The sequence below is a fragment of the Aureispira anguillae genome (assembly GCF_026000115.1).
GTDB classification, from domain to species: Bacteria; Bacteroidota; Bacteroidia; order Chitinophagales; family Saprospiraceae; genus Aureispira; species Aureispira anguillae.
This window is the reverse complement of sequence record NZ_AP026867.1, coordinates 3,008,743-3,032,057: the sequence shown is the minus strand read 5'-3', so window position 1 is coordinate 3,032,057 and position 23,315 is coordinate 3,008,743. Positions and strand designations below refer to the sequence as shown.

The 23,315-nt window shown below is 35.6% G+C and carries 19 protein-coding genes; 15 read left to right on the top strand and 4 right to left on the bottom strand.

Annotation, left to right across the window (positions count from 1 at the left end):
• Nucleotides 1-4: 4 nt before the first annotated feature.
• Nucleotides 5-1,456 carry a hypothetical protein gene (locus AsAng_RS11775; protein ID WP_264792985.1) on the bottom strand — a complete coding sequence of 484 codons (1,452 nt, stop codon included), beginning with the start codon at nucleotides 1,454-1,456 and terminating at the stop codon, nucleotides 5-7.
• A 574-nt stretch (nucleotides 1,457-2,030) separates the two neighbouring features.
• Here AsAng_RS11775 and AsAng_RS11770 point away from each other — a divergent pair.
• Nucleotides 2,031-3,533 (top strand): hypothetical protein, encoded by a 1,503-nt coding sequence (locus tag AsAng_RS11770; protein WP_264792984.1) that lies wholly within the window; start codon nucleotides 2,031-2,033, stop codon nucleotides 3,531-3,533.
• Between the two features lie 39 nt (nucleotides 3,534-3,572).
• Here the strand turns inward: AsAng_RS11770 and AsAng_RS11765 are convergent, their stop codons facing one another.
• Nucleotides 3,573-3,917, bottom strand: a complete 345-nt coding sequence (locus AsAng_RS11765) for a hypothetical protein (protein ID WP_264792983.1) — start codon at nucleotides 3,915-3,917, stop codon at nucleotides 3,573-3,575.
• 444 nt (nucleotides 3,918-4,361) lie between these two features.
• On the opposite strand from AsAng_RS11765, the gene AsAng_RS11760 reads away from it, so the two are divergent.
• The 9 genes from AsAng_RS11760 (at nucleotide 4,362) to hisIE (ending at nucleotide 14,361) form a co-directional block, all read left to right on the top strand.
• Nucleotides 4,362-6,917, top strand: coding sequence for an FtsK/SpoIIIE family DNA translocase (locus AsAng_RS11760; RefSeq protein ID WP_264792982.1), 2,556 nt, complete (start codon nucleotides 4,362-4,364; stop codon nucleotides 6,915-6,917).
• Nucleotides 6,918-7,293: 376 nt separating this feature from the next.
• Complete coding sequence (hisG, locus tag AsAng_RS11755) at nucleotides 7,294-8,157, top strand: ATP phosphoribosyltransferase (RefSeq protein ID WP_264792981.1); 864 nt, start codon at nucleotides 7,294-7,296, stop codon at nucleotides 8,155-8,157.
• A gap of 20 nt (nucleotides 8,158-8,177) precedes the next feature.
• Nucleotides 8,178-9,461 (top strand): histidinol dehydrogenase, encoded by a 1,284-nt coding sequence (gene hisD / locus AsAng_RS11750; protein ID WP_264792980.1) that lies wholly within the window; start codon nucleotides 8,178-8,180, stop codon nucleotides 9,459-9,461.
• The gene (gene hisC / locus AsAng_RS11745; RefSeq protein ID WP_264792979.1) at nucleotides 9,454-10,512 is read left to right on the top strand and encodes a histidinol-phosphate transaminase; all 1,059 of its coding nucleotides are present in this window, start codon (nucleotides 9,454-9,456) and stop codon (nucleotides 10,510-10,512) included. The genes hisD and hisC overlap by 8 nt, the downstream gene beginning before the upstream one ends.
• Nucleotides 10,505-11,638 carry a bifunctional histidinol-phosphatase/imidazoleglycerol-phosphate dehydratase HisB gene (gene hisB / locus AsAng_RS11740; protein ID WP_264792978.1) on the top strand — a complete coding sequence of 378 codons (1,134 nt, stop codon included), beginning with the start codon at nucleotides 10,505-10,507 and terminating at the stop codon, nucleotides 11,636-11,638. Before hisC ends, hisB begins: the two co-directional genes overlap by 8 nt.
• A gap of 53 nt (nucleotides 11,639-11,691) precedes the next feature.
• Nucleotides 11,692-12,279 (top strand): imidazole glycerol phosphate synthase subunit HisH, encoded by a 588-nt coding sequence (gene hisH, locus AsAng_RS11735; RefSeq protein WP_264792977.1) that lies wholly within the window; start codon nucleotides 11,692-11,694, stop codon nucleotides 12,277-12,279.
• Nucleotides 12,280-12,293: 14 nt separating this feature from the next.
• Entirely contained in the window at nucleotides 12,294-13,019 is a 726-nt protein-coding gene (gene hisA / locus AsAng_RS11730; protein ID WP_407655332.1) for a 1-(5-phosphoribosyl)-5-[(5-phosphoribosylamino)methylideneamino]imidazole-4-carboxamide isomerase, read from the top strand.
• A complete protein-coding gene (gene hisF / locus AsAng_RS11725) occupies nucleotides 13,013-13,768 on the top strand; it encodes an imidazole glycerol phosphate synthase subunit HisF (protein WP_264792975.1) in 756 nt (251 codons plus the stop codon). The genes hisA and hisF overlap by 7 nt, the downstream gene beginning before the upstream one ends.
• A complete protein-coding gene (hisIE, locus tag AsAng_RS11720; protein WP_264792974.1) occupies nucleotides 13,765-14,361 on the top strand; it encodes a bifunctional phosphoribosyl-AMP cyclohydrolase/phosphoribosyl-ATP diphosphatase HisIE in 597 nt (198 codons plus the stop codon). Before hisF ends, hisIE begins: the two co-directional genes overlap by 4 nt.
• 78 nt (nucleotides 14,362-14,439) lie before the next feature.
• On the opposite strand, the gene AsAng_RS11715 is transcribed toward hisIE, so the two are convergent.
• Complete coding sequence (locus tag AsAng_RS11715) at nucleotides 14,440-15,159, bottom strand: hypothetical protein (protein ID WP_264792973.1); 720 nt, start codon at nucleotides 15,157-15,159, stop codon at nucleotides 14,440-14,442.
• 200 nt (nucleotides 15,160-15,359) lie between these two features.
• Between AsAng_RS11715 and AsAng_RS11710 the strand changes: the two genes are divergently transcribed.
• Nucleotides 15,360-15,770, top strand: a complete 411-nt coding sequence (locus tag AsAng_RS11710) for a hypothetical protein (protein ID WP_264792972.1) — start codon at nucleotides 15,360-15,362, stop codon at nucleotides 15,768-15,770.
• Between the two features lie 165 nt (nucleotides 15,771-15,935).
• Nucleotides 15,936-16,349, top strand: coding sequence for a hypothetical protein (locus AsAng_RS11705; RefSeq protein WP_264792971.1), 414 nt, complete (start codon nucleotides 15,936-15,938; stop codon nucleotides 16,347-16,349).
• Between the two features lie 63 nt (nucleotides 16,350-16,412).
• Here the strand turns inward: AsAng_RS11705 and AsAng_RS11700 are convergent, their stop codons facing one another.
• Nucleotides 16,413-17,534 carry a terpene synthase family protein gene (locus tag AsAng_RS11700; protein ID WP_264792970.1) on the bottom strand — a complete coding sequence of 374 codons (1,122 nt, stop codon included), beginning with the start codon at nucleotides 17,532-17,534 and terminating at the stop codon, nucleotides 16,413-16,415.
• Between the two features lie 1,147 nt (nucleotides 17,535-18,681).
• Between AsAng_RS11700 and AsAng_RS11695 the strand changes: the two genes are divergently transcribed.
• The 3 genes from AsAng_RS11695 (at nucleotide 18,682) to AsAng_RS11685 (ending at nucleotide 23,191) form a co-directional block, all read left to right on the top strand.
• On the top strand, nucleotides 18,682-20,076 hold the full coding sequence (locus AsAng_RS11695; protein ID WP_264792969.1) for an FAD binding domain-containing protein: 1,395 nt from the start codon (nucleotides 18,682-18,684) through the stop codon (nucleotides 20,074-20,076).
• A 360-nt stretch (nucleotides 20,077-20,436) separates the two neighbouring features.
• On the top strand, nucleotides 20,437-22,701 hold the full coding sequence (locus AsAng_RS11690; protein ID WP_264792968.1) for a xanthine dehydrogenase molybdopterin binding subunit: 2,265 nt from the start codon (nucleotides 20,437-20,439) through the stop codon (nucleotides 22,699-22,701).
• Nucleotides 22,682-23,191 carry a DinB family protein gene (locus tag AsAng_RS11685; RefSeq protein ID WP_264792967.1) on the top strand — a complete coding sequence of 170 codons (510 nt, stop codon included), beginning with the start codon at nucleotides 22,682-22,684 and terminating at the stop codon, nucleotides 23,189-23,191. The genes AsAng_RS11690 and AsAng_RS11685 overlap by 20 nt, the downstream gene beginning before the upstream one ends.
• The last annotated feature ends 124 nt before the right edge of the window (nucleotides 23,192-23,315 follow it).

Genomic DNA, 23,315 nt, shown 5'->3' with positions numbered 1-23,315 from the left:
TTCATTATTGATTACATAAATATATACTACTGTCTTCCTTTGTTCCATTGACATATATAGTGTATTTTACCAAGCAATCTTTGATGTCTTTTCGTGAAAGATTTAACTGGCAATCCATGCCTCTAGAGGCTTGACAGTTACGTAGAAGTTTGCCATCTTGGTTTGTTAATTTTATTGTGTAATTGTAAACTTTGCGTTTATTTTGCTTTAGAATAATTGTTGACAACAATTTTCCTGGAGAGCTATGTTTGAAGTCGAATTCAATGGTATAGTTTTTTTTATCAATGGTAATTGTATCTTTTATGAAGGAGAGAGTATTAGGGAGCTTATTTGAATTGCGAAACCTGATGTCCACTATATTTCCTGAGTCCTCAATTTTATCTGCTAGTTTATAAATAATATCTAACTGTGTATTAATGTAAAAGCTATCAATCTCTATAATTATTTTAGCTTTTCGAAATTCCTTACCTTTCTGTTTGGTATGATGGATTGATTTTAGGATAATTGGATTAGATGTAATATTTCTAGCTGCTATTATTTTTTTTGCAACATGAGCTCTTACTAATCCCAATTGCTCATTACCATATAATTTATCTACTAAGTCTTGTTTGAGAGTTTTTTTTTGCTCTTTAATTTTAATTGTACGATTATATTCTTCATAAGTGTATTCTATTCCTTTGGGAACGCTGAAAGATTTAGGCGAATAATTCAACTGTTGAGCTATTACTTTATCTGTATGCCCTTCAATAGTGATGTGTATATTAGATAAAGCTTCAGTTCGAGAGGATGATCGTCTACTTATGTAGTCATTTATAATCTCATTATTCATAAAAACAGCAAAAGTATCATACATTAAAGGAAGTCCGATCTGTCCTAAGTGAAGGCGGTCTCCAAAAGTAAGGTTGTCTTCACACATATATACATCTAGATAAAAAACCTGATCTAGATTTTCATTGCTTGGTTTGCTGATAATATCTGGTAATGGGCAGCCTTCAGGTAATAAAGGTTTTAAACCTTTCCCGAATTCTTTAATTTGTTGAGAAGTTTCATCTTTTGAGCTTTCTTTAAACTTGTTGCTAATACATTCTTCAACTGATTCTTTGGCTTTGAGAAAGCCAATTCTTGGTCTTGTATTGAAGTTTATTAAAGGAGGAGGAATATTATCCATAATTTTATTAGCTTCTTTATACAGAGAGGTTATTGTTTCCAAATTAGAATCTGAGCTGTTGCATAAATGATAGGCTTTTAATATTTTATAGAAAGCTTTAAATTTTTTGTTACTTTTTTTGTTAAAGCAAGAGTGATCACTAATTTTTTTCTTTTGGGGGAGAGAACCATTACTAAAAGCTATGATTTGCCTTCTAAGAACTACTTTCGCTTTTTTTATTCCTTTGCATTTTTGTGCATTTAAATTAGAACAGAGTATAGAAGCAATGAATAATAATAATAACCGCATTGTATAAAGGATTTATATTCGTTTGTATTTGACTTATCTAACACAAATATACCCTACCTTTAAAACCAACCCAAAACAAGAAAAATCAAAATTCCAAATGAGAATTAGAAGTAAAAAGCTTAAATGGCTATTTTTTTAGCTTTTTTGTGTTAGTTATTCCAAATGAAAATGAATTTTTTAATAAAAAAATGTCAAGTACAACTTAAGTACTTGACAATCTCTTTCTTTACTTGAATTCAAAACTAGGCGCAGACCAATACAACGAGGATTAGAGCAGCTATTAACAAATATACACAGTCCCAGAATTCAATAAATGATGATCGTTTCATATTTATGAATTTTAAATTGGTGATAGAATAGGGTGCCTTTTAGTTTGTTTGAAAAAAAGAAAATGGAAATTTAAAAATTGTTTTAATTATACTTATGTTTGATTTATTGTAACTTGTTTATTTATAGTGTAATAATAAACGATTGTGCTGTGATTGGCAAAGATGAAAATTTTATATTTTCCAAATAGATAAGCTGAAAATGGTATGAGAAATTTGGAAATTTTAACGACTAATGAAACAATAGCATGAAGAAGCTAGAGCAAATAGAAATAATCTTAAGCGTTTTGTCACTTTTGAAAAAAGCCTCCAAATTTGAGAATTTTATACCGACAGCACCCATTCAAAAATTTTATGTTGCTGTATTCGAAGTCTGGAAGAACAACGACCAAAAGATTGATCGGAACGAGGTTTTCAAAAAAATGAAGGTAGAGACCATCAAAAAAGTGGATTATGCTAGCGATCAGTTGATTGATTTGTTCTATGCTTTTTGTTATTGGGAATTGGAGCTAAAGACAAATTTAAAATGGGAGATACGAGCTCAAATTATGGGCTATTATGTTAAAAATAAGTTGCTTCAGAATAGCTTGGATATTAATGAATTGAATATAGTTGTTCTAGGGAAATTAGTTCGACAATTAAAAGCTCCTAAAACATCAACGGACTATTATTACAGCGCATGGGGACATCAAAAACTCTATTTTTCCTCTAAATTTCCAACCAAAAAAGAAAAAGAGGCCAGTACGGCCTTAATGATGGCAGATGTACAGTTAGATATTTTTTATTCAATTCATAAATTGCGCATCACTTTAGAAAAAATCAGTCGATTTTATTCTTTGGGAGAAGCTTTTCCAATGATTAATTTTCAATTGCCAATTATAAATGAGCATAAGAATCTAACCTTAGAGCTGTATGAAAGATTGTATCTAGTGGTTCAATATACTCGTTCTAGTGGGCGAGATAGCGATATTTGCACCAAGCTATTAGCCGATTTATACGCCGTTATACAATCCAATAAGATTGAAATAGAGCATAAGGATCGAGAATTTATGGTTATTTTTCTTATTAATTATCTTGCTGTGGAGCGAGGAACCAATTGGAGGGAATACATATACAATCTATATAAAATGGCCTTTGATAGCAATTGGTTAATTCAGGTAGATGGAGCAATACGATTTGAAGATTTTGCCAATGCAATTGCTTCTTGTCTTAATTTTAGAGATCCTGATTTTTTGAATCGAATTAAGGAAAATAGTTATCAATATGCCTTAGAAAAAGAACAATATTATATTGCAAATTTGTGTGAAATGGCTCATTTGTATTTGCAAAAGAAATGGCTGAAACTTTTTGAGTATGAAAAAGTAGAGAATAAAAAACCAGAATTAAATTTAAGAGCTTATTACGCAACTCAAGTTCATGTATTAAAAACCAAAGCAATTTTTGAAAATTTTATCAACCAAAACTTTCAAGATAATCTGAAGATTAAAGGCAAAAATATAGAAATAGAATTGATACTTCAGGCTTATAAGGCACACATAAGGGGGAAATTAATTCAGGAAGTTTCTACCGAGAAGGCTAACTTAAAGTTTATCAAAGAACTAGGTGCCTGTTATAAAATTTTGATAAGTACAAATTGGAAAAAAGAAAAAAAGATTGCTTTAAGTAAATGGAAGGACGATCTTGATGAAGAAATATTGTATTATAATTGGTTGATACAGTTATACAATGATGCCTTCAATAAATTAAAATAAAGGAGGCTGCCCTTTTAGACAGCCTCTTAAATAACAAAGTTAACTGATAATAAGTACAAAATCCTGTGAAGCGGATTCTCCCTTGGCTTGTGTTTTTATTAAATATTGTCCTGCTTCCCAATTTTCTGTTGACACCGTTGTGCTCAAATCATGGCTGTGTAGGGAAAGAATTTGATAGCCGTTGCTGTCGTATACATTAATGTATAAAGATTGTGAGGAACTCTGTTTTACATCAAAAGAAGCATAACCTTGTACAATGGTTCGCACTCCTCCGTTTTTTAACATATTGATGGATGTTTGGGGAGGCAATGGGGTAGTTGCTGAAAAATTAGAGACCATTCCGAATAGCATAGTCATTGCTATACCAATTAATTTAAAATTCATAATATTGAGTTTGATAGTTAAATCGGTGGAGTGGCCACAAGCACCTTAAAAAAGTTATATATCAATCAATCTGCTTTTTAGCGAAAAGGTTAACAGTAGTTGAAATATTAGTTTTAAAACAGGACTCAGTTGGAGAGATTGTACTAAAATGGGAGAGAGTGGCGGAGAGGAAAAAGAGAAATAGGAAAAAACAAGTGTAGGGTTCTATAATGGGATATAATGATATATGAGGTTTTAGTTCCTATAAATCAAAATGTTAGTATTAGAATCAACACAGATTTGCGTACACTCAATCACTACATCAGCAAAAACATGACATTTTTGTCCCGAAATCCTTTAAACATCAATATTATTCCTTATTTTTGTCAATTAGTAGACTTTACATTTATTCACAATAAAGCCTATTAAAAACAAGTAAATTTAAATCATTGATCTTACAATAGAATGGCTAAAAAGAAGAAAAAACAAGTTTCCATTAAGGGCGGAGTACAAGACGATCGTTTTCCTAAACTAGTGGGGCTGTTTTGCTTATTTTTTACTTTATATCTTTTCATTGCATTTTCGTCGTATCTGTTTACATGGAAAGAAGATATGGACAAAGCGAACTGGTCAGTATTGCTTTCTCCGCACGATATGGATAATTGGTTAGGGCGTTTAGGAGCCGTTTTATCGCATCAATTCTTTTATTATGGATTTGGCTTTTCGTCCTTTATTCTGGTGTTTTTGTTGTTTACAACAGGCATGAGTCTTATCGTAGAAACTCCTCTTAAGAAATTGATTCCTGTTTATAAACGTTCTTTGTTAACCATGCTTTGGACGAGTTTTTTGTTGGGATTTATTTTTCAAGGATATGAATTTCCTTGGGGTGGAGCTTTTGGAGGAGTCTTGATTAGCCTCTTAGATGGTTTGGTTGGCTCTGTTGGAATTATAGCAATCTTGCTCTTTGCCTTTTTAGGTTTTGTTATTTGGAACAAGAATCCAAATTTTAAAGATGGCTTAAGCGTAAATGAAATTAAAGCAGCATTTTCTATCAGTAACATTACTGCAACTTTTCGAAGTCTTTTCCGATTGACACCAGAACCCGAACCACTCCCTGCTGCACCCGAAACAAAGACCGTTACCGTTTTAAAACCTAAGAATAATGTGCTTAAACCAGAGCATGTTAGAGATACGGATACAGAAGAGGCTGTTGATCGCCCAACACCTGCTCAATCAGCAGAAGATAAAAGGGAAACAATTTTAGAAGTGCCCAAGGTTATTGAGCAATCTACGAAGGAGGAGCTAGAAGATAAGGTCAAAAAATTGACCCAAAATCAATTGGCTTTAGATCTAGAAAAGGCAGCTAAAGAAAAAGCTGAGGCAGAGAAAGAAGATGCTGATTTAACAATGGAAATTAGCAAAGAGGGAGAGCAAGTTGAGATTGGGATTGCTGAAGAAAATAAAGATCATTTTGAACCGTATGACCCAACTTTAGATCTACCCAAGTATGAGAATCCTGTTATTGATTTGTTAGAAAGTTATGACGATCAAAAACCTGTTATTGACCGTGCAGAGCTGGAGTCAAACAAGGATCAAATTATAGAAACTTTACTCAATTATAAGATTGAGATTGTTAAGATAAAAGCAACCATTGGTCCTACGGTAACCTTATACGAAATCATTCCAGCTCCAGGGGTGCGTATCTCTAAGATTAAGAGCTTGGAGGACGATATTGCCTTGAGTTTAGCCGCTTTAGGAATTCGTATTATTGCTCCAATTCCAGGAAAAGGAACCATTGGTATTGAGGTGCCGAATAGAAACAAACAAATTGTATCGCTCAAAGAAGTGTTGGCTTCTCCTAAGTTTAAAGAAGCTAAAATGGATCTTCCAATTGCATTGGGGAAAACAATTTCGGATGAGGTCTTTATTGCTGACTTGGCTAAGATGCCGCATTTGCTGATTGCTGGAGCAACGGGGCAAGGAAAGTCAGTAGGGATTAATACAGTTATTATGAGTTTGCTTTACAAGAAGCACCCTTCTCAGTTAAAGTTGATCTTGATTGATCCCAAAAAAGTAGAACTTTCTTTGTATAACCGTATCTCTGCGCATTATTTGGGCTATTTGCCAGATGAAGAAGAGGCGATTGTAACCGATGTAACCAAGGTAGTTCAGACCTTGTATTCTTTGACGGTAGAAATGGATGAACGTTATAATTTGCTGAAAAAAGCGTCCGTTCGTAATATCAATGAATACAACAAAAAGTTTGTTGCTCGCCGATTAAACCCTGAAAAGGGGCATCGTTTTATGCCTTTTATTGTGTTGGTGATTGATGAGTTTGCCGATTTAATTATGACGGCGGGAAAAGAAGTTGAGCTTCCGATTGGTCGTCTAGCACAGTTGGCACGTGCGGTAGGAATTCATTTAATTATTGCTACACAGCGTCCATCGGTAAATATTATTACTGGTATTATCAAAGCAAACTTCCCTGCACGTTTAGCCTTTAAAGTAACTTCTAAAATTGACTCTCGTACGATTTTAGATGGTGGTGGTGCTGAACAATTAATTGGTAGAGGGGATATGTTGTTGGCTTCAGGCGGTAACTTGATTCGAATTCAATGTGCTTTTGTTGATACACCAGAGGTTGATCGAGTAATTAATCATATTGCATCTCAGCCTGGTTATCCAGAGCCCTTTTTGTTGCCTGCTTATGGCGAAGACGGAGGCAGTGGAAATGATAGCGAGCAAAAGCTAAATCAAGTTTTGCATGATTTGGACGAACATTTTGATGACGCTGCTCGATTGGTAGTGATGAATCAACAAGGTTCTACTTCTATGATTCAACGTCGCTTAAAGCTAGGCTATAATCGTGCAGGACGTATTATGGATCAGCTAGAAAATACTGGAATTGTGGGACCGAATGAAGGTTCTAAAGCACGACAGGTCTACATCCAAGATGAAATAGAACTGGAACAATTCTTAAAAGCTTTGCACGAACGAAAAAGAAAAATATCTTTTAAGTAGTTGATTTTTAGCTTTTTTTTGAGTGAACTTTTCTTGTTTTGATAAAAAAATAAAAAAAATAGCAACAAAAATTTGGACTATTTAAATAAAAACTCCTAGGTTTGTATTAACAAATCAAAACAATCCTTCTATTATTGAATTATGTTATTGAGTAACGCACATACACATCATCATTTTCATCATTTACTGCATGGTCAGTCAAGTGAAGCTAATGTATGTGCTCATCATTCTACTCCTCATAATTTCCATTCCTAGCGAATAAATAAGTAGAATTTAAAATACAAAAAGGCTTATCACTTGGTGATAAGCCTTTTTTTTTGACCTACTCCATACTTTTCAGGCACATCTATTTTTTTTACTAATATCAAACAGGGTTATGAAGAACGAGAGACTTCGTATTGCTATCCAAAAATCGGGTAGACTAACGGAAAAATCAATGCAATTATTAAGCAATTGCGGTATCGAATTGAGAAATGGCAAGCGAAAATTATTGTCGCCAGCAACCAATTTCCCTTTAGAAATTTATTTTTTGAGAGACGACGATATTCCTCAGTATGTTGAAGATGGGGTTGCAGATGTTGGAATCTTAGGAGAGAATGTTTTGCTAGAAGAACAAGCAAGGGTCGATACTCTTTTACCACTAGGATTTGCTCAATGTCGGTTGTCTTTGGCTATTCCTAAAAATGAAACTTACACAGGATTAGACTATTGGAATGGAAAAAAGATTGCAACAACTTATTCTAACATTTTAAAAGAGTATCTGACTAAGCATGGAATTAGTGCTGAAATTCATGCCATTAGTGGTTCCGTAGAAATAGCACCTAGTATTGGTTTAGCAGCGGGGATTTGCGATTTAGTAAGTTCTGGATCTACTTTATTGAGCAATGGATTAAAGGAGGTGGAAGTCTTATTAAAATCTCAGGCTGTATTGATTGGCAATCCTAAATTATCCGCTATCAAGCAACAGATTTTGGAAAAACTGATTTTCAGAATTCGTTCTAAACAGGCTGCTGCCAAAAACAAATACATTTTGTTAAATGCGCCTAATCATAAGTTGGATGAAATTTGCGCCTTGTTGCCAGGCATGAAAAGTCCTAGCATTTTGCCTTTGAAGGACAAAGGGTGGAGCTCTTTGCATTCTGTTGTTCAGGAAACGGCATTTTGGGAGCGTATAGATGCTCTAAAAATGGCTGGGGCAGAGGGGATTTTAGTCATCCCAATTGAAAAAATGATTGTATAAAACAAACCAATAAATTTATTATGAAAACATTTATCAATCCAGAAGAATGGACGACCTTACTCCAACGTTCAAGGCTTGGAACAGAGGACTTGGAACCAGTGGTACAATCAATTTTAAAGGATATTCAGCAGGATGGAGATGTTGCTGTAAGAAGATACACTTCTAAATTTGATCGGGTTCAGTTGGATGATTTTAGCGTGTCAAAAGCTGAGATTCAAGCCGCTATAGAAGCGGTTTCTAGCCCCTTAAAAAGAGCCATTCAACAAGCAAAAAACAACATAGAAGTATTTCATAAGAGCCAGAAAGAAGCCGTCCAGTACGTGGAAACCATGGATGGAATTACTTGTTGGCGAAAATCAGTGGGGATTGATCGGGTAGGCTTATATATCCCTGCTGGAACCGCACCCTTGTTTTCTACTGTTTTGATGTTGGGCATTCCTGCAAAATTAGCAGGTTGTAGAGAGATTGTGCTTTGTTCGCCTCCTAATCAAAAGGGGCAGATACACCCAGCTATTTTGTACGCAGCGAGTTTGGTGGGCTGCACAAAAATCTTTAAAGTTGGTGGGGTGCAAGCGATAGGAGCAATGGCATACGGAACAGCGTGTATCCCCAAAGTATATAAAATATTTGGTCCAGGAAATCAATATATCACCTGTGCTAAGCAGTTGATTCTTAAAGAAGGGCTTGCTATTGATATGCCCGCTGGGCCTTCTGAACTATTGGTTTGGGCAGATGAGTGTGCAAATCCAGCATTTGTAGCAGCCGATTTATTATCTCAGGCAGAACATGGAACGGATAGCCAAGTGATTTTGGTCAGTAGCAGTTCGCTTGTTGTCGAAAACGTTCAAGCAGCGATTAAGCAACAAATTGCTCGTTTGCCTCGAAAGGATATGGCTCAAATTGCTTTAAATAATAGTCGAGCAATTGTCTTAAAAGACGAGCAAACAATTGTTCAATTCATTAATGAATATGCACCAGAACACTTGATTTTAAATATCAAGAATGCGGAAAAAGTTGCCGATCAAGTAATCAATGCAGGCTCTGTATTTTTAGGAAATTTTACACCAGAATCTTTAGGAGACTATGCATCAGGAACCAATCATACCTTACCCACAAATGGTTTTGCCTGTAACTATAGTGGGCTGTCTTTAGATTCTTTTGTAAAGAAAATTACGTTCCAAAAAGCAACCAAAAGAGGATTAAAAAATATTGGCTGGGTGGTAGAAACAATGGCAGCAGCAGAAGCCTTAGAAGCACACAAAAATGCTATCAGTATTCGACTAAAAAGTATGAACGATGAATAGAACAAAAACAATAGAAGCGCTCGTTAATCCGCACATAATTAGCCTACAAGCTTATTCTTCTGCCCGATCAGAATTTAAGGGAAGCGCAAGAATTTTTTTGGATGCCAATGAAAATGCGCTTTCAAGCCCTTACAATCGCTATCCAGATCCCTTACAAGGGAACTTAAAAAAGGCTATAGCGACTTATTTAAAACTTGATGCAGCACAAATTTTTTTAGGGAATGGTAGCGATGAAGCTATTGATTTGTTATTGCGTATTTTTTGCATATCAGGACAGGATGCTATTATTACGTTGCCCCCTACTTATGGCATGTATGAGGTTTCAGCAACTATTAATCGGGTGAAAAATATAACAATTCCATTACAAGAAAATTTTCAACCTGATGTAGAGGCAATTTTGGCAGCACAGAACGAACAAACCAAGATTTTGTTTATTTGTAGTCCCAATAATCCTACAGGCAATGACATTTCATTGGTTAAAATCGAGCAATTGATCAAAGAATTTGATGGAATTGTGGTAGTGGATGAAGCCTATATTCATTTTTCTGCTCAGGAAAGCTGCCTAAAATGGCTAGATACTTACCCTAATCTAGTGATTCTGCAAACGTTTTCTAAGGCTTGGGGAATGGCGGGGATTCGCTTGGGAATGGCAATCGCCAGCCCTACAATTGTTGCTCTTTTTAACAAGGTAAAACCTCCTTACAATATTAATCAATTGACCCAATCGTTTGCCTTAGAACGCCTACAGAATGCTAACGATTTGTATCAAACCATTCGAACCATTCTATCAGAACGAACAGTGTTAAAAAATGCATTAATCCAGTTGCCTTTTGTGGTGCATGTATACCCTTCTGCTGCAAATTTTTTATTGGTAAAAGTAAAACAAGCGGATGCACTTTATCGCTATTTAGTGGAAAAGGGGATTGTTGTGCGGAATAGAAACGCAGTGGTTTTATGTGACAATTGCTTGCGAATAACCATTGGTTCGGCTGCTGAGAATAAGCAATTGCTTTTTAATCTATCAAACTATAAAAAAAATAAAAATGCCTAAAAAAGTATTGTTTTTAGATCGAGATGGAACCTTGGTTATAGAACCTCCTATTGATTATCAACTGGATAGTTTGGAGAAGTTGGTTTATTATCCTAGGGTATTTCAATATTTATCAAAAATAGCTCAAGAACTAGAGTATGAATTGGTTATGATTACCAATCAGGATGGATTAGGAACGAGTGCTTTTCCTGAAGAAACGTTTTGGCCTGCTCACCATAAAATTATACAGGCGTTTGAACAGGAGGGAGTTGCGTTTGATGAAGTATATATAGATCGTTCTTTTCCTGAGGAAAATGCACCTACTCGAAAGCCAAGGACGGGCTTATTAACAAAATACATAGAGGGGGATTATGATCTGGCTAATTCTTATGTAATTGGCGATCGACTTACGGATATGGAATTGGCAAAAAATTTAGGGGCGCAAGGGATTTGGATCAATTCTGATCCAAAACAGGAAGCCTGTGCAATGCAAACCAAAGAATTGATGTCAACGATAGCTCTAGCGACTAAGGATTGGGCAGCTATTTATCAGTTGTTAAAGTTGCCGCCTAGAATTACTGAAATCGAGCGAAATACCAAAGAGACAAAGATTAAAATTCGATTGAATTTGGATGGAACAGCCAAGGCAAATATTAATACAGGAATTCCTTTTTTTGACCATATGCTAGATCAGTTAGCCCGCCATTCAGGTATTGATTTGGAGGTGTTGACCCAAGGAGATTTGGAGGTAGATGAGCACCATACCATTGAAGATACAGCTATTGCTTTGGGGGCTGCCTTTCGTCAAGCCCTAGGGAACAAAAAAGGAATAGAGCGCTATGGGTTTTGTTTGCCAATGGACGATTGTTTGGCACAAGTTGCCTTGGATTTTGGGGGGCGAAATTGGATGGTTTGGGAGGCTGAATTTAAACGTGAAATGATTGGAAAAATGCCAACAGAAATGTTCTTTCATTTTTTTAAGTCTTTTTCAGATGCTGCTTTGTGCAATTTAAATATTCAAGCCAAGGGCAAAAATGAACATCATAAGATTGAAGCGATTTTTAAAGCTTGGGCTAAGAGTATCAAACAGGCAATCAAACGAGACCCTAAGCATCAATTATTGCCTTCTACTAAAGGACTGTTATAAATGTTATGTTTTGATGAGTGAGTTGTCAAAGCACCAAATAAAAAGGAGCTAATATGAAAATAGCAATTATAGATTACAAGGCAGGGAACACCCGTTCAGTGCAGTTTGCGCTAGAGCGACTAGGCGTATCAGCAGTGTTAACCAAAGACCCAACGTTATTGGCTGCTGCCGATAAGGTAATTTTTCCAGGAGTGGGCGAGGCTCGCTCTGCCATGACTTATCTAAAAAAAGAAGGTTTGGATCTTGCCATAAAAAATCTTGTACAACCCGTATTGGGAATTTGTTTAGGAATGCAACTGCTGTGCGCTTTTTCAGAAGAAGGCAATGTAGAGGGATTGAATATTTTTCCTGCAAGGGTCAAGCGATTCATTCCCCATCCCAATTTAAAGGTTCCCCATATAGGATGGAATACGCTTACCTGCAATTCGGTACCTTTATTAGCAGGGATACCAATGGATAGTTACGCTTACTTTGTTCATAGTTATTATGTAGAATTGGGAGCTTATACCATTGCTACTTGTTCTTATGGAGGGAATTTTAGTGCAGCATTACAAAAGGATAACTTTTATGCAACACAATTTCACCCTGAAAAATCGAATCAGATTGGAATGCAAATTTTAAAAAACTTCTTAGCCTTATAAATCAGTAAAAAATGATCAAGATAATACCAGCAATTGACATTATAGACGGGCAATGCGTTCGTCTAACGCAGGGAAATTATACACAGAAGAAAATTTATAGTAGCAAACCGCTAGAGGTGGCTCAATCGTTTGAAGATGCTGGCTTAGAGCAGTTGCATTTGGTAGATTTGGATGGAGCCAAAGCTAAGTATATTGTTAATTATGACGTGTTGGAAAGCATTGCGCAAGGAACCAATTTAAGGATTGATTTTGGAGGAGGAGTAAAATCGATTAAAGATCTTGAAATAGCATTTAACTCAGGGGCAAACCAAGTTACGGCTGGGAGTATCGCTGTAGCCAATGCCCCCTTAGTTTATGAATGGATCGCAACGTATGGCAGTTCTAAAATTATACTAGGAGCAGATGTCAAAGGTTTGCAAATTGCTGTTAACGGTTGGAAAGAGGTCAGTGAAATTGAATTGTTTCCTTTCTTGGAGAATTATTTAGAGCGAGGGATTGAATCTTGTATTTGCACCGATATTGCCAAAGATGGCCTCTTACAAGGAGCTTCTATAGCACTTTATAAATCTATTTTGAACGAATTCCCCAACTTAAAGTTGATGGCTAGTGGTGGGGTATCTTCTATTGATGAGATAAAAAAATTGGATGAAATAGGTTGTCATGGAGTTGTTATTGGCAAAGCATTCTATGAAGGAAAAATTAAATTAAAAGAAGTTGAAAAATTCATTGTATCATGTTAACCAAACGAATTATTCCTTGCTTGGATATAAAAGAGGGGAGAACAGTAAAGGGGGTGAATTTTGTTGGGCTCAAAGATGCGGGAGACCCTATTGAATTGGCTCAATTATATACTAAGATGGGGGCAGACGAACTGGTGTTTTTGGATATTACTGCTAGTCATGAAAAGCGAAAAACATGGATTGAGCTGGTTGAAAAAATTGCTCGATGCCTTTCAATTCCTTTTACAGTAGGAGGGGGAATTTCTACGGTAGAAGATGTCGCTAGGCTCTTAAGGGCAGGAGCCGATAAAATTGCCATCAATTCAGCTGCGGTACGCCAACCTCAATTGATAAGAGAACTGGCTAGTAAATTTGGAAGTCAGTGTGTAGTGGTGGCGATAGATGCAAAGTTGGAAAATGGTGAGTGGATGGTTTATACAAGTGGTGGGCGTATAAAAAGTGAATGGAGATTGCTAGAATGGGCAAAGAAGGCAGCGGAACTAGGGGCTGGAGAGATTTTGTTTACATCAATGGACCATGATGGTACCAAGGATGGTTTTGCGAATTCAATATTAGCCCTAATGTCCAAGCAATTGTCAATCCCAATCATTGCATCTGGAGGAGCAGGAAAAAAATCTCATTTTAAGGATGTTTTTGAATTGGGACAAGCCGACGCAGCTTTGGCGGCAAGCGTTTTTCATTTCAAAGAAATTGCTATCCCAGCTTTAAAAAACTATTTAGATAAGAATAATATATTAGTAAGATTATGAGTATAGCACTAGATTATAAAAAAATGGGAGGGTTAGTTCCTGCTATTATACAAGATGAAAGAACCCAAAATGTGTTAATGTTGGGGTATATGAACGAAGAGGCGCTTGCACAAACCTTAGAGACTGGCTTGGTTACATTTTATAGCCGATCTAAGCAGCGTTTGTGGGTAAAAGGCGAAACTTCTGGCAATTATTTAGAATTGGTCAAATGGCAAAAGGATTGTGATCATGATGCGTTGTTAATAAGGGTAAACCCCAAAGGAAATACTTGCCATAAGGGGACAGGAACTTGCTTTGGTACAGCAAACAATTCTAAATTTGATTTAAATTATTTAGCAACCATTATTAATGACCGAAAAAATAATGCGCACTCCGAATCTTATACGGCGCAATTGTTGGAAAAGGGAATAAATAAGGTGGCTCAGAAAGTTGGAGAGGAAGCAGTTGAGCTAATCATTGAAGCCAAAGACGATAATAAGAAATTGTTTTTGGGAGAAGCTGCCGATTTGCTGTATCACTATTTGGTTCTTTTGGCAGCTAAAGATTATAGTTTGGATGAGGTGCTGGCGGTATTAGAACAGCGGCACCAATAAAAGTTAATTGAAGCATAGAAAATACAGCTAATAGCGAGCTGTTTTCTATGCTTCAGTTTGTTGACCGAGAATAAAAAATTAATTTTTCTTTTTGGTCATTTCCTCTTCTTTAAGGCGTTGTTTACGTGCTTTTTTCTGGTCGTTATTGCTTTCGTAGATCGTATAGTTCTCGTATTTGGCTTTGTTGTTTTCTGCCCAAATATCTTTTCCTATGTTACAAACCAATACTAATTCACGATATAACTCATTGCCCAATTCAATACGCTTTTCTACAAAAATATCTCGATCTGAAATCTTGTCTTGTTGTATATGAATGGCATTTTCAAAAGCAGAGGCAGCTTGTTGTATGATATCAATGTGGGATTGGCGAAGGCCAGTTTCGGCTAAAAAGTCTAGCAATTTATTAGAAACTCGTACGACTCGACGACCACACAATAATAACTTAGGGTCACTCATGTCATTCATTTTAACCGTACCAAATTTTCGATAATGCCCAGAACGAGTATTGTACTTGCTGGCGACTCGTGTCATGACAGAGCGGATTGCTGTTTTTAGCTTTTCTTTAGCTTCATTTTTTTTATTGGTTGCCTCCATTTGATTGCCAATCAGTTCATCATCATCGGGTTGATCAGAGAACTTTTTACAAAGCAATTCGAAATTTTCAATTTTACCATTGGTATAGGCATAGCTTTCAAATTCTTTTTGGTCCCGTTTGATGTATTGAATACGCTCTTTGCATTGAGAATACAAACTAGCATCTGGAAAATTGTACTCTCTATTGATACTTTGTTTTTTCATAATTCTTCTTTTGTGGGTAATACGTGAAGATACTTTATTTTACATTAATATCAAAATGCTTTGTTTTGTGAATGAAAAGATTTACTCATTTGATTTTTTCTTGTAATAAGTAGGCTTTTATTTTGTTTATTACATTAATAATTAAACAATATTAATTATTTTAACTAATTGATTGTTTTTTTTTATTAAAATTTGATATTATGCAATACAAAACGAGAGCTTTGACGATTATTGTTAGACCAGATGATATTATAGAACTGGTGACAAACCCAGAGTGGAAACAACCAGACACGGTAGAGATCGCTCAGGAGAATGTCGCTATGATCAAGAAAGCTGTAGCAGGAAAAACTAGAGCTATGTTGAGTTACATGCCTAGCACTTATATGAGCAAGGATGTGCTAGAATGCTATAATAAAGCTGAGATTGGTGAAGTCGCTAGTGCTCTATTGACTACTTCCTTTGGTTCCAAAGTGGTAGGAAATGTTTATTTAAAATTAACAGGAAAGTCAGCCAAATCTAGTGAGGTAAAAGGACAGGCACCTGTTAAAATTTTTACGAAGAAGGAGGATGCTGTTGAGTGGCTTTTGGAGCAGATTGCAAGTAGTAGATAAGCAGGTGAAACGATTTTATGTATTTTTTATTTTTAAATAAGTGTAAATAATATTAAAAAGAAAGAAAGAATCCACCATTAAAAAATATATAATTTTAATTAACTTGGGTTCCCAAAAATAAGCATTTCTTTTTTTATACACACTTTTTAATATTAAAAACACATAATGCAATTCAAAACAAGGGCGCTAACAATTACTGTTAACTCAAATGGTATTGTAGAACTAGAAAATAATAAAGATTGGAAGGAAGCAGATACGGTAGAGATAGCTCAGGAAAATATAGCAATGTTAAAAAAAGCTGTAGATGGGAAACCTAGAGCTATGTTGAGTAACATGCCTAGCAACTATATCAGTAAAGAAGTCTTAGAATGTTATGAAAAATCTGAAATAGGGGAAGTAGCTAGTGCTTTATTGACTACCTCATTTGGTTCAAGGGTAGTAGGAAATCTTTATCTGAAGTTAACGGGAAAATCTGCTTCGTCCAATAAAGTAAAAGGACAGGCACCTGTTAAAATTTTTACAGAAAGGGAAGATGCAGTCGCTTGGTTGCTAGAACAAATAGCAAAGGCTGAACACTAAAGAAAAAAACGGCTCTATCTTTTTAGGATAGAGCCGTTCTAGTTTTGTTATCGATGACTATTATTAGCTAGCATCTTTGATATCAATATCAAAGGTATAATCAGACTGATACTTAAGATCTTCTAATATGTGGTTGTCATGTCTATAGCGTTGAGTAACCAACTGCCAGTGGTAAGTTGCGGATAAAATAGATTTTAATCCGTCAGCAAAATGCAAGACAGTTGCTTTCTGATCTATTTCTAACCCAACTATTTCAGTATGTATTTGTTTGATTGCAGCATTAAAATCAGCGTGGCAATTGTTAACCAAATCAATTGATTTTTGGATAGCTTGCCCCAATGAAATGGAATCATTCAAAACGCTAAAACTGTTGACTAAGTTAAATTTGCTGTGACTTTCTTTAGGATAAGAGAAAATATCATTAGATAATCCTCCAATATCAGCACACAAATCAATAGCTTTCTGTAAACTAGGTACTTTTTCTAAAATTTCAGGCGTCAAATACCTGCTGTAGCAATATTCTATAAGATAGATTGCAACATACATGCCTGAAAAGTTTCTTCTCAAGTGAATATATTCTTCAATATTTTGGTATGCATTCGGTTTCAATTGATCTCTTAGATGTTCAAACAACAACTTAGATATTTTCTTGAAAAAGGCAGGTTCACAACTTTGGAATAATTTAGTTCTGACCCATTGCATCGCATCACAAACATTCTTGATCTTTTGATTGGTCAAGTTGTTATAATACTCTGGATTAATTTTTCCTGTTTTCCAGATGTTCATTATTTCAGATAATGAAGGCTTTTCTTCATTATTGGCAGTACTTATGTCTTCTCCGAATAGATCATCAATATAGTAAAGTAAGTCGTATAAAATATTTACAATTACTATTCTGTATTTACCAGATTTGGGATACAAGAATGCCGTCATACTAGTATGTGAGGCATACGATTGCTCTAACTGAATTCCAAATTCTTTTGACAACCTAGAGGTTGCCGATAAAATATCATTAATTGCTGGATGATGATCTAACTTTAATGTTGAAATCGTTAACTGTTGGGAATGAAAAGGACTAATGGGGAATGTTACCTTAGGATAATGCTGCAAATTTTTAGATACTTCCAAATGGTTTGCTTTTGAGTTTCCTTGGGAACTGGGACTTTTTTGATTTCTTTCTTTCATGGTGCAATTTTCTTTAAAAAAGGGGGTTGTAAAAAAATAAGATTGTGTGATTATCCAATTTTTATTTACTTTTAAAGAACTCTTGGTTTTATTATACAGCCATAGATACTTACCTATAGGCATTACGGGACGGTTTTAATTTTCTGGTTTTCAGAAAATTAATGCTATAATATGTTAAGAGTAAATCTTTTAAGTTAAATGAAAACCTTATGCTCACCGTGACTTAAATACACAAAGGAGAAAGTATAATCTATTAGTGACCATCATCTGAAAATAAACCCAATTAGATTTATTTTTTGATATAACAATCCCTAGTGATCGTTGTGGGAACAATCATCCTATGTTATAAAAGCCAAGTGAAAACAACCTGTACAAAAAATATTTTGTTAGAGGTTATAACACAAACTTTTTAGTAACAAAAGTGTAAAATGTAAAAAATAGGTGGTTTTTATTTTTGTAAAGTACGTCAGATGTTACAAGTAACTCATTGAAAATGAGTAGTAATGTACAGCGAAAATATACAGTATAGAGAAGTTATAAGAATGGAGAAAGTTGGAATTAGTCAAAAGTAAATTTTGCTAATGTGTAGTTTTGTCGTATAATATTTTCCATTGAATTAGTTTTTTAGTGTTTTATAGTAGTATTTCAATATCTGATCAGAATATTAAGATAATGCTAATGTAATTAAAAAATAATAATATCACAAAAAATATAATGTAAAAAAATATAATTTAGTGAATCATTAGAATTCATGGAGAATGTAAAATACAATTGTTCGGTTGCATGTGCTAGAATACACTAGTATCTAGGGGTAGGACACTTCAGATATTACAAATGCTCATTATAAGATGAGGGAATATTTAATGACGATTCAAGATGAAAAGTTCAGTATAGAGAAGTTCTTGAGAATGGAGAAAATGAGTTTTAGACTTAAAGGGACATATTTTATTAGTTGAATTTACTTTAATTAGTTATTTAATATACTTGGGTAATCGTATACTACTAATCTACAAAAAAAAAATGAATATTACAAATAATATAGTTTTAAAAATACAATTTATGATTTTATTAACTATATTATAACAAACGTTAGAATTGTTTTTTTTATTATAATTTTTACGAAAAAAAATAAAGATATATATATAGTATGATGAAATTTGTTTTGAATCAGGAACTTATAGAGACAGATTTGCCCTCAGGGATGATCTTGGCGGATTTTATACGGTATCAACAATGTCTTACAGGGACTAAGCTGGGATGTAGAGAAGGGGATTGTGGTGCTTGCACTGTCTTGATTGGGACCTTAAAAAATGATAAAGTAATCTATGAATCAGTAACTTCCTGTCTTATGCCCTTAGGAAATGTAGAAGGTCGGCATATTGTTACCATAGAGGGAGTCAATATTGAAGGGCTAAATGTGGTGCAGCAAGCTATGGCAGACGAAGGAGGAACACAATGTGGTTTTTGTACACCAGGCTTTATTATGTCTCTTTGTGGACTGGCGTTGTCTGAAGGAAAAATAACAAAGGATCAAGCAATATTGGCTATTGCTGGCAACATTTGCCGTTGTACGGGATACAAATCAATCGAAAGAGCCGCAGAATATGTTGTTCAACAGTTGGTTGCAAAAAATCATAAAGATAAATTAGGTTGGTTGGTCGAACATCGGTTCTTACCCAATTATTTTTTAGAAATAGCAAAAAAGTTAAAAGATTCTAGTCCTATAACCAAGCCTGATGCAATTCCTGCGTCAGCGATTTGGGTAGGAGGAGGAACAGATTTGTATGTTCAACGCCCCCAAAAAATGTTTTCAGAAGACATTGTTCATGCTTACAACAGAAATGACTTAAAGGGAATCTGGAAGGCGAGCGGCTATTGCCATATTGGCGCTTCAACCGCTACCGAAGCACTCAAACAATCTGAGATAATTCAATCCTTAAGCCCTAATACAGATCATTTTTTTAATTTGATCTCATCCCTTCAAATTCGCAATATGGCGACAATTGCAGGCAATTTGGTTAATGCGTCTCCTATTGGTGATTTAGCGGTTTTTCTTTTGGCTTTAAATGCTAATATTGTTTTGAATGCCAATGGTGCCCTACGTGAATTGCCGCTAGAGCAGTTTTTTAAGGGGTACAAAACCCTAGATTTAAAAGCAGATGAATTTGTGCAAGAAGTAAATTTTGAATTGCCACGATCAACTCATTATTTTAATTTTGAAAAAGTTTGTAAACGAACTTATCTGGATATTGCTTCTGTTAATTCTGCTATACGCATAGAATGCAATACTAGAGGAGAAGTCATCAAAGCTGGAATTTCTGCTGGTGGGGTGGCTCCTGTACCAAAATACCTTGCCAAAACAGCCCAATTTTTTATTGGAAAAACAATTAGTAAATCAGTATTAGACGAATCTTTGGAAATTGCCCAAAAAGAAATAAGCCCCATTGCAGATGTTAGGGGCTCTGTAGCTTACAAACGTCTATTGTTACGTCAATTGATGATCGCACATTATAGAAGCTTTTTTCCTACCTTATTTGATTAATCATTACTCCGTTAATGTTAAGAACTAAAATCCTATTGGAACAACTAGTATTAATAGGATTTTTTACATTTTTATTTTTTACCAACAAATTTGTAAGTATATTAGAAGTTATTGCGAAATGAAGTTCATGAACTATATCATGACCCAAGGAAATAAATAATGAAAAGGTATGGCTGCCAATTTATTTTTTCCTGAATCTCATCGTCAAATGCTCAACATCATAGCTTACAGCTATGAGTTTCTGTTTTTCCTTGATCTTCAAAAAAAAACTTGCATTTTCGCTTATACAACTCTATTCGTTGAATGTCGAATTAATTTGCTGCAACTGATTTTATTCGCAGCAACCAACCAATTAATGGAATGAAAAATATAGATTCTTATACACATACTCGTGGCGAATCCATTTATGTGGATGATTTGCCAATTTTAGGGGGGACATTGTTCGCCGCAATTTTTGATGCTCCATTGGCACATGGAAAAATTACAAAATTAGATTTAACCAAAGCTAAAGCAATAGCTGGAGTAAAACATATTATTACGCATAAGGATATTCCTGGAGAAAATCAAATTGGAGGAATTTTCCCTGATGAACCTGCTTTGTCTGACGGGGACATACATTTTAGAGGACAACCGATTGCTTTGGTCTTGGCGACTTCTAAAAAAATAGCGCATGAAGCCATAAAGGCAATTGTGATGGAAGCCTCGGAATTACCTGTTATTGTAGATCCTAGGGAGGCAGCAGAAAAGGGGGAACTTATTGGCCCTGTTAGAACCTTCAAAATTGGTGAAGTAGATAAGGCTTGGGAGCAATGTGCTCATATTGTGGAAGGAAGAGCGGATTGCAATGGTCAAGAACATTTATATATAGAGGGACAGGGGGCGTATGCTTTTCCTGTTGAAAATGATTGCATCAGGGTGGTTTCTTCTACGCAAGGACCAACACAGGTTCAACGGGGAATTGCTAGGGTTTTGGGCTTGGCGATGCACAAAATAGAAGTAGATGTTCGGCGTTTAGGTGGTGGATTTGGAGGAAAGGAAGATCAAGCAACTCCCTTTGCGGTTTTGGCTGCTTTGGGGGCGTTTTTGAGCAAAAAGCCCGTTAAATTGATATTGGATAGGGAAGAAGATCTGCGCATGACAGGCAAACGACACCCCTATACTTCTGATTTTAAAATTGGTTTGGACGAGCAACTTAAAATTATTGCTTATGAAGCCGATTTTTATCAAAATGCAGGAGCTGCAGCAGATTTGTCGCCTGCGGTATTGGAGCGCACCTTGTTTCATGCTACCAATGCTTATTTTGTACCCAATGCTCGGTTGACAGCTAGAAGCTGTCGAACTAATTTGCCTCCCAATACTGCTTTTCGAGGTTTTGGAGGCCCCCAAGGAAAATTTGTTATGGAAGCGGCAATTACACTAGCTGCGGAGCAAATAGGAGTAGATAGAGCCCTGATTCAAAAGGCAAATTTATTACAAGATGGAGATGAATTTTCCTATGGGCAAATTGTAGAAAATTGTGAGGCACTAAAAACATGGGAACAAGCAGCCGCTGATTTTGATCTTCAGGGAATGCGTGACCGTGTTACGGCTTTTAATGCTCAACATACAACGCTCAAAAAAGGACTGGCTGTTATGCCAATTTGTTTTGGTATTTCCTTTACCAATACCCCTATGAATCATGCTCGTGCTTTGGTTCATGTTTATCAAGATGGAAGTGTTGGAGTAAGTACTGGAGCGGTGGAAATGGGACAGGGCGTAAATACTAAAATGCTTCAGATTGTAGCGCAAACTTTTGCCATAGCACCTGAAAGAATAAAAATTGAAACTACGAATACCACTCGTGTTGCCAATACATCACCTACAGCAGCAAGTGCAGGGGCAGATTTAAATGGTAAGGCACTCCAAATTGCTTGTTCTGCTATTTTGTTGCGATTAAAAACTTTTGTTCAACAGCAATTTAAGTTAGAACAGCTTGAAACGATCAGCCTTCACGATGAATGGGTCTATATTGATGGTCAAAAGACAGATTGGTCTTGGCAACAATTGGTGACCAATGCCTTTGTCGCTCGTATACAGTTGTCAGAGAAGGGACATTATGCAACGCCTAGAGTTAAGTTTGACAAAACAACAGAAAAGGGACATCCTTTTGCTTATCATGTTTACGGTACTGCAATTACAGAAGTAACGGTAGATTGTATTCGAGGAATTTATGAATTTGATCGAGTGGATATTGTACATGATTTTGGGCAGAGCATGAATAAAATGATCGATAAAGGACAAATAGAAGGTGGTTTGGTTCAAGGGATGGGTTGGGTGACCATGGAAGAATTGAGCTACAATCAAGAGGGGCGTTTATTGTCTTCTGCTTTATCTACTTACAAGGTGCCAGATGTATTTTCAGTTCCTAAAGTAATTAATGTTAAATTTTTAGAAACCAACCATTCTAATTTGGCAATTCTAAAATCAAAAGCAGTTGGAGAACCACCTTTAATGTACGGAATTGGGGCGCATTTTGCCATTACGGATGCCATTAAGGCGTTTAACCCCAATGCAAAAGGATTATTAAGTACACCCATGACACATGAACGGGTCTTGATGGCTTTGTATGATTCCTTTGAACAATAGAACCTTAATTTTTACGATGAAAAAAAATGGAATGTTGGTAGCGCTAATGGATGAATATCAGAAAGCGGCGCTTGAATACAAAGAAATATTAAGTGGTTTGTCGCTGCCTCAGTTTGTTGAGGTGGTAGACAAAGAAACAAAGGATGTGGATTGTCGGTCAATACAAAGTCTTACCTTCCATATCGTGCAGTCGGGGTATACCTATGCGAATTACATTCAGTCTATTCGTTCTGACAAATGGTTGGAATACGACCAAAAAATAGAAGATCCTGAAGAGGGAATGGTAGAAATTGATGCGATGTTGGACTATACCGAGCTAGTTTTTAAGGATATTTATTATAAGTCTAATGAAGCAATCGAAGTGTGGAAATTTGAAACAAGATGGGGGGTGACTTATGATTTTGAACAATTGATGGAACATGCTATTGTTCATATTTTAAGACATAGACGGCAGGTTGTGAATTTTTTGAGGCAGCAGCTTAATCGCTAGGTATTATAAGGCAGCAGCACAGTTAACTGATCTCACGAGCATTGCGAGTAATTTTTAACCTACTAATTTTGTTCTGTACTCAGAATTTTGTTAGAAAAATTGATTTTTTTCTACTATCTTACTC

Excerpts from the sequence above, each read along its gene's own strand:
- AsAng_RS11695 (WP_264792969.1), top strand. The coding sequence starts at position 18,682 with ATGATGAAATTTGTTTTGAATCAGGAACTTATAGAGACAGATTTGCCC.
- AsAng_RS11765 (WP_264792983.1), bottom strand. The coding sequence starts at position 3,917 with ATGAATTTTAAATTAATTGGTATAGCAATGACTATGCTATTCGGAATG.
- AsAng_RS11690 (WP_264792968.1), top strand. The coding sequence starts at position 20,437 with ATGAAAAATATAGATTCTTATACACATACTCGTGGCGAATCCATTTAT.
- AsAng_RS11760 (WP_264792982.1), top strand. The coding sequence starts at position 4,362 with ATGGCTAAAAAGAAGAAAAAACAAGTTTCCATTAAGGGCGGAGTACAA.
- AsAng_RS11715 (WP_264792973.1), bottom strand. The coding sequence starts at position 15,159 with ATGAAAAAACAAAGTATCAATAGAGAGTACAATTTTCCAGATGCTAGT.
- AsAng_RS11775 (WP_264792985.1), bottom strand. The coding sequence starts at position 1,456 with ATGCGGTTATTATTATTATTCATTGCTTCTATACTCTGTTCTAATTTA.
- hisH (WP_264792977.1), top strand. The coding sequence starts at position 11,692 with ATGAAAATAGCAATTATAGATTACAAGGCAGGGAACACCCGTTCAGTG.
- AsAng_RS11710 (WP_264792972.1), top strand. The coding sequence starts at position 15,360 with ATGCAATACAAAACGAGAGCTTTGACGATTATTGTTAGACCAGATGAT.
- AsAng_RS11770 (WP_264792984.1), top strand. The coding sequence starts at position 2,031 with ATGAAGAAGCTAGAGCAAATAGAAATAATCTTAAGCGTTTTGTCACTT.
- AsAng_RS11700 (WP_264792970.1), bottom strand. The coding sequence starts at position 17,534 with ATGAAAGAAAGAAATCAAAAAAGTCCCAGTTCCCAAGGAAACTCAAAA.
- hisB (WP_264792978.1), top strand. The coding sequence starts at position 10,505 with ATGCCTAAAAAAGTATTGTTTTTAGATCGAGATGGAACCTTGGTTATA.
- hisG (WP_264792981.1), top strand. The coding sequence starts at position 7,294 with ATGAAGAACGAGAGACTTCGTATTGCTATCCAAAAATCGGGTAGACTA.
- hisD (WP_264792980.1), top strand. The coding sequence starts at position 8,178 with ATGAAAACATTTATCAATCCAGAAGAATGGACGACCTTACTCCAACGT.
- hisIE (WP_264792974.1), top strand. The coding sequence starts at position 13,765 with ATGAGTATAGCACTAGATTATAAAAAAATGGGAGGGTTAGTTCCTGCT.
- AsAng_RS11685 (WP_264792967.1), top strand. The coding sequence starts at position 22,682 with ATGATTCCTTTGAACAATAGAACCTTAATTTTTACGATGAAAAAAAAT.
- AsAng_RS11705 (WP_264792971.1), top strand. The coding sequence starts at position 15,936 with ATGCAATTCAAAACAAGGGCGCTAACAATTACTGTTAACTCAAATGGT.
- hisF (WP_264792975.1), top strand. The coding sequence starts at position 13,013 with ATGTTAACCAAACGAATTATTCCTTGCTTGGATATAAAAGAGGGGAGA.
- hisC (WP_264792979.1), top strand. The coding sequence starts at position 9,454 with ATGAATAGAACAAAAACAATAGAAGCGCTCGTTAATCCGCACATAATT.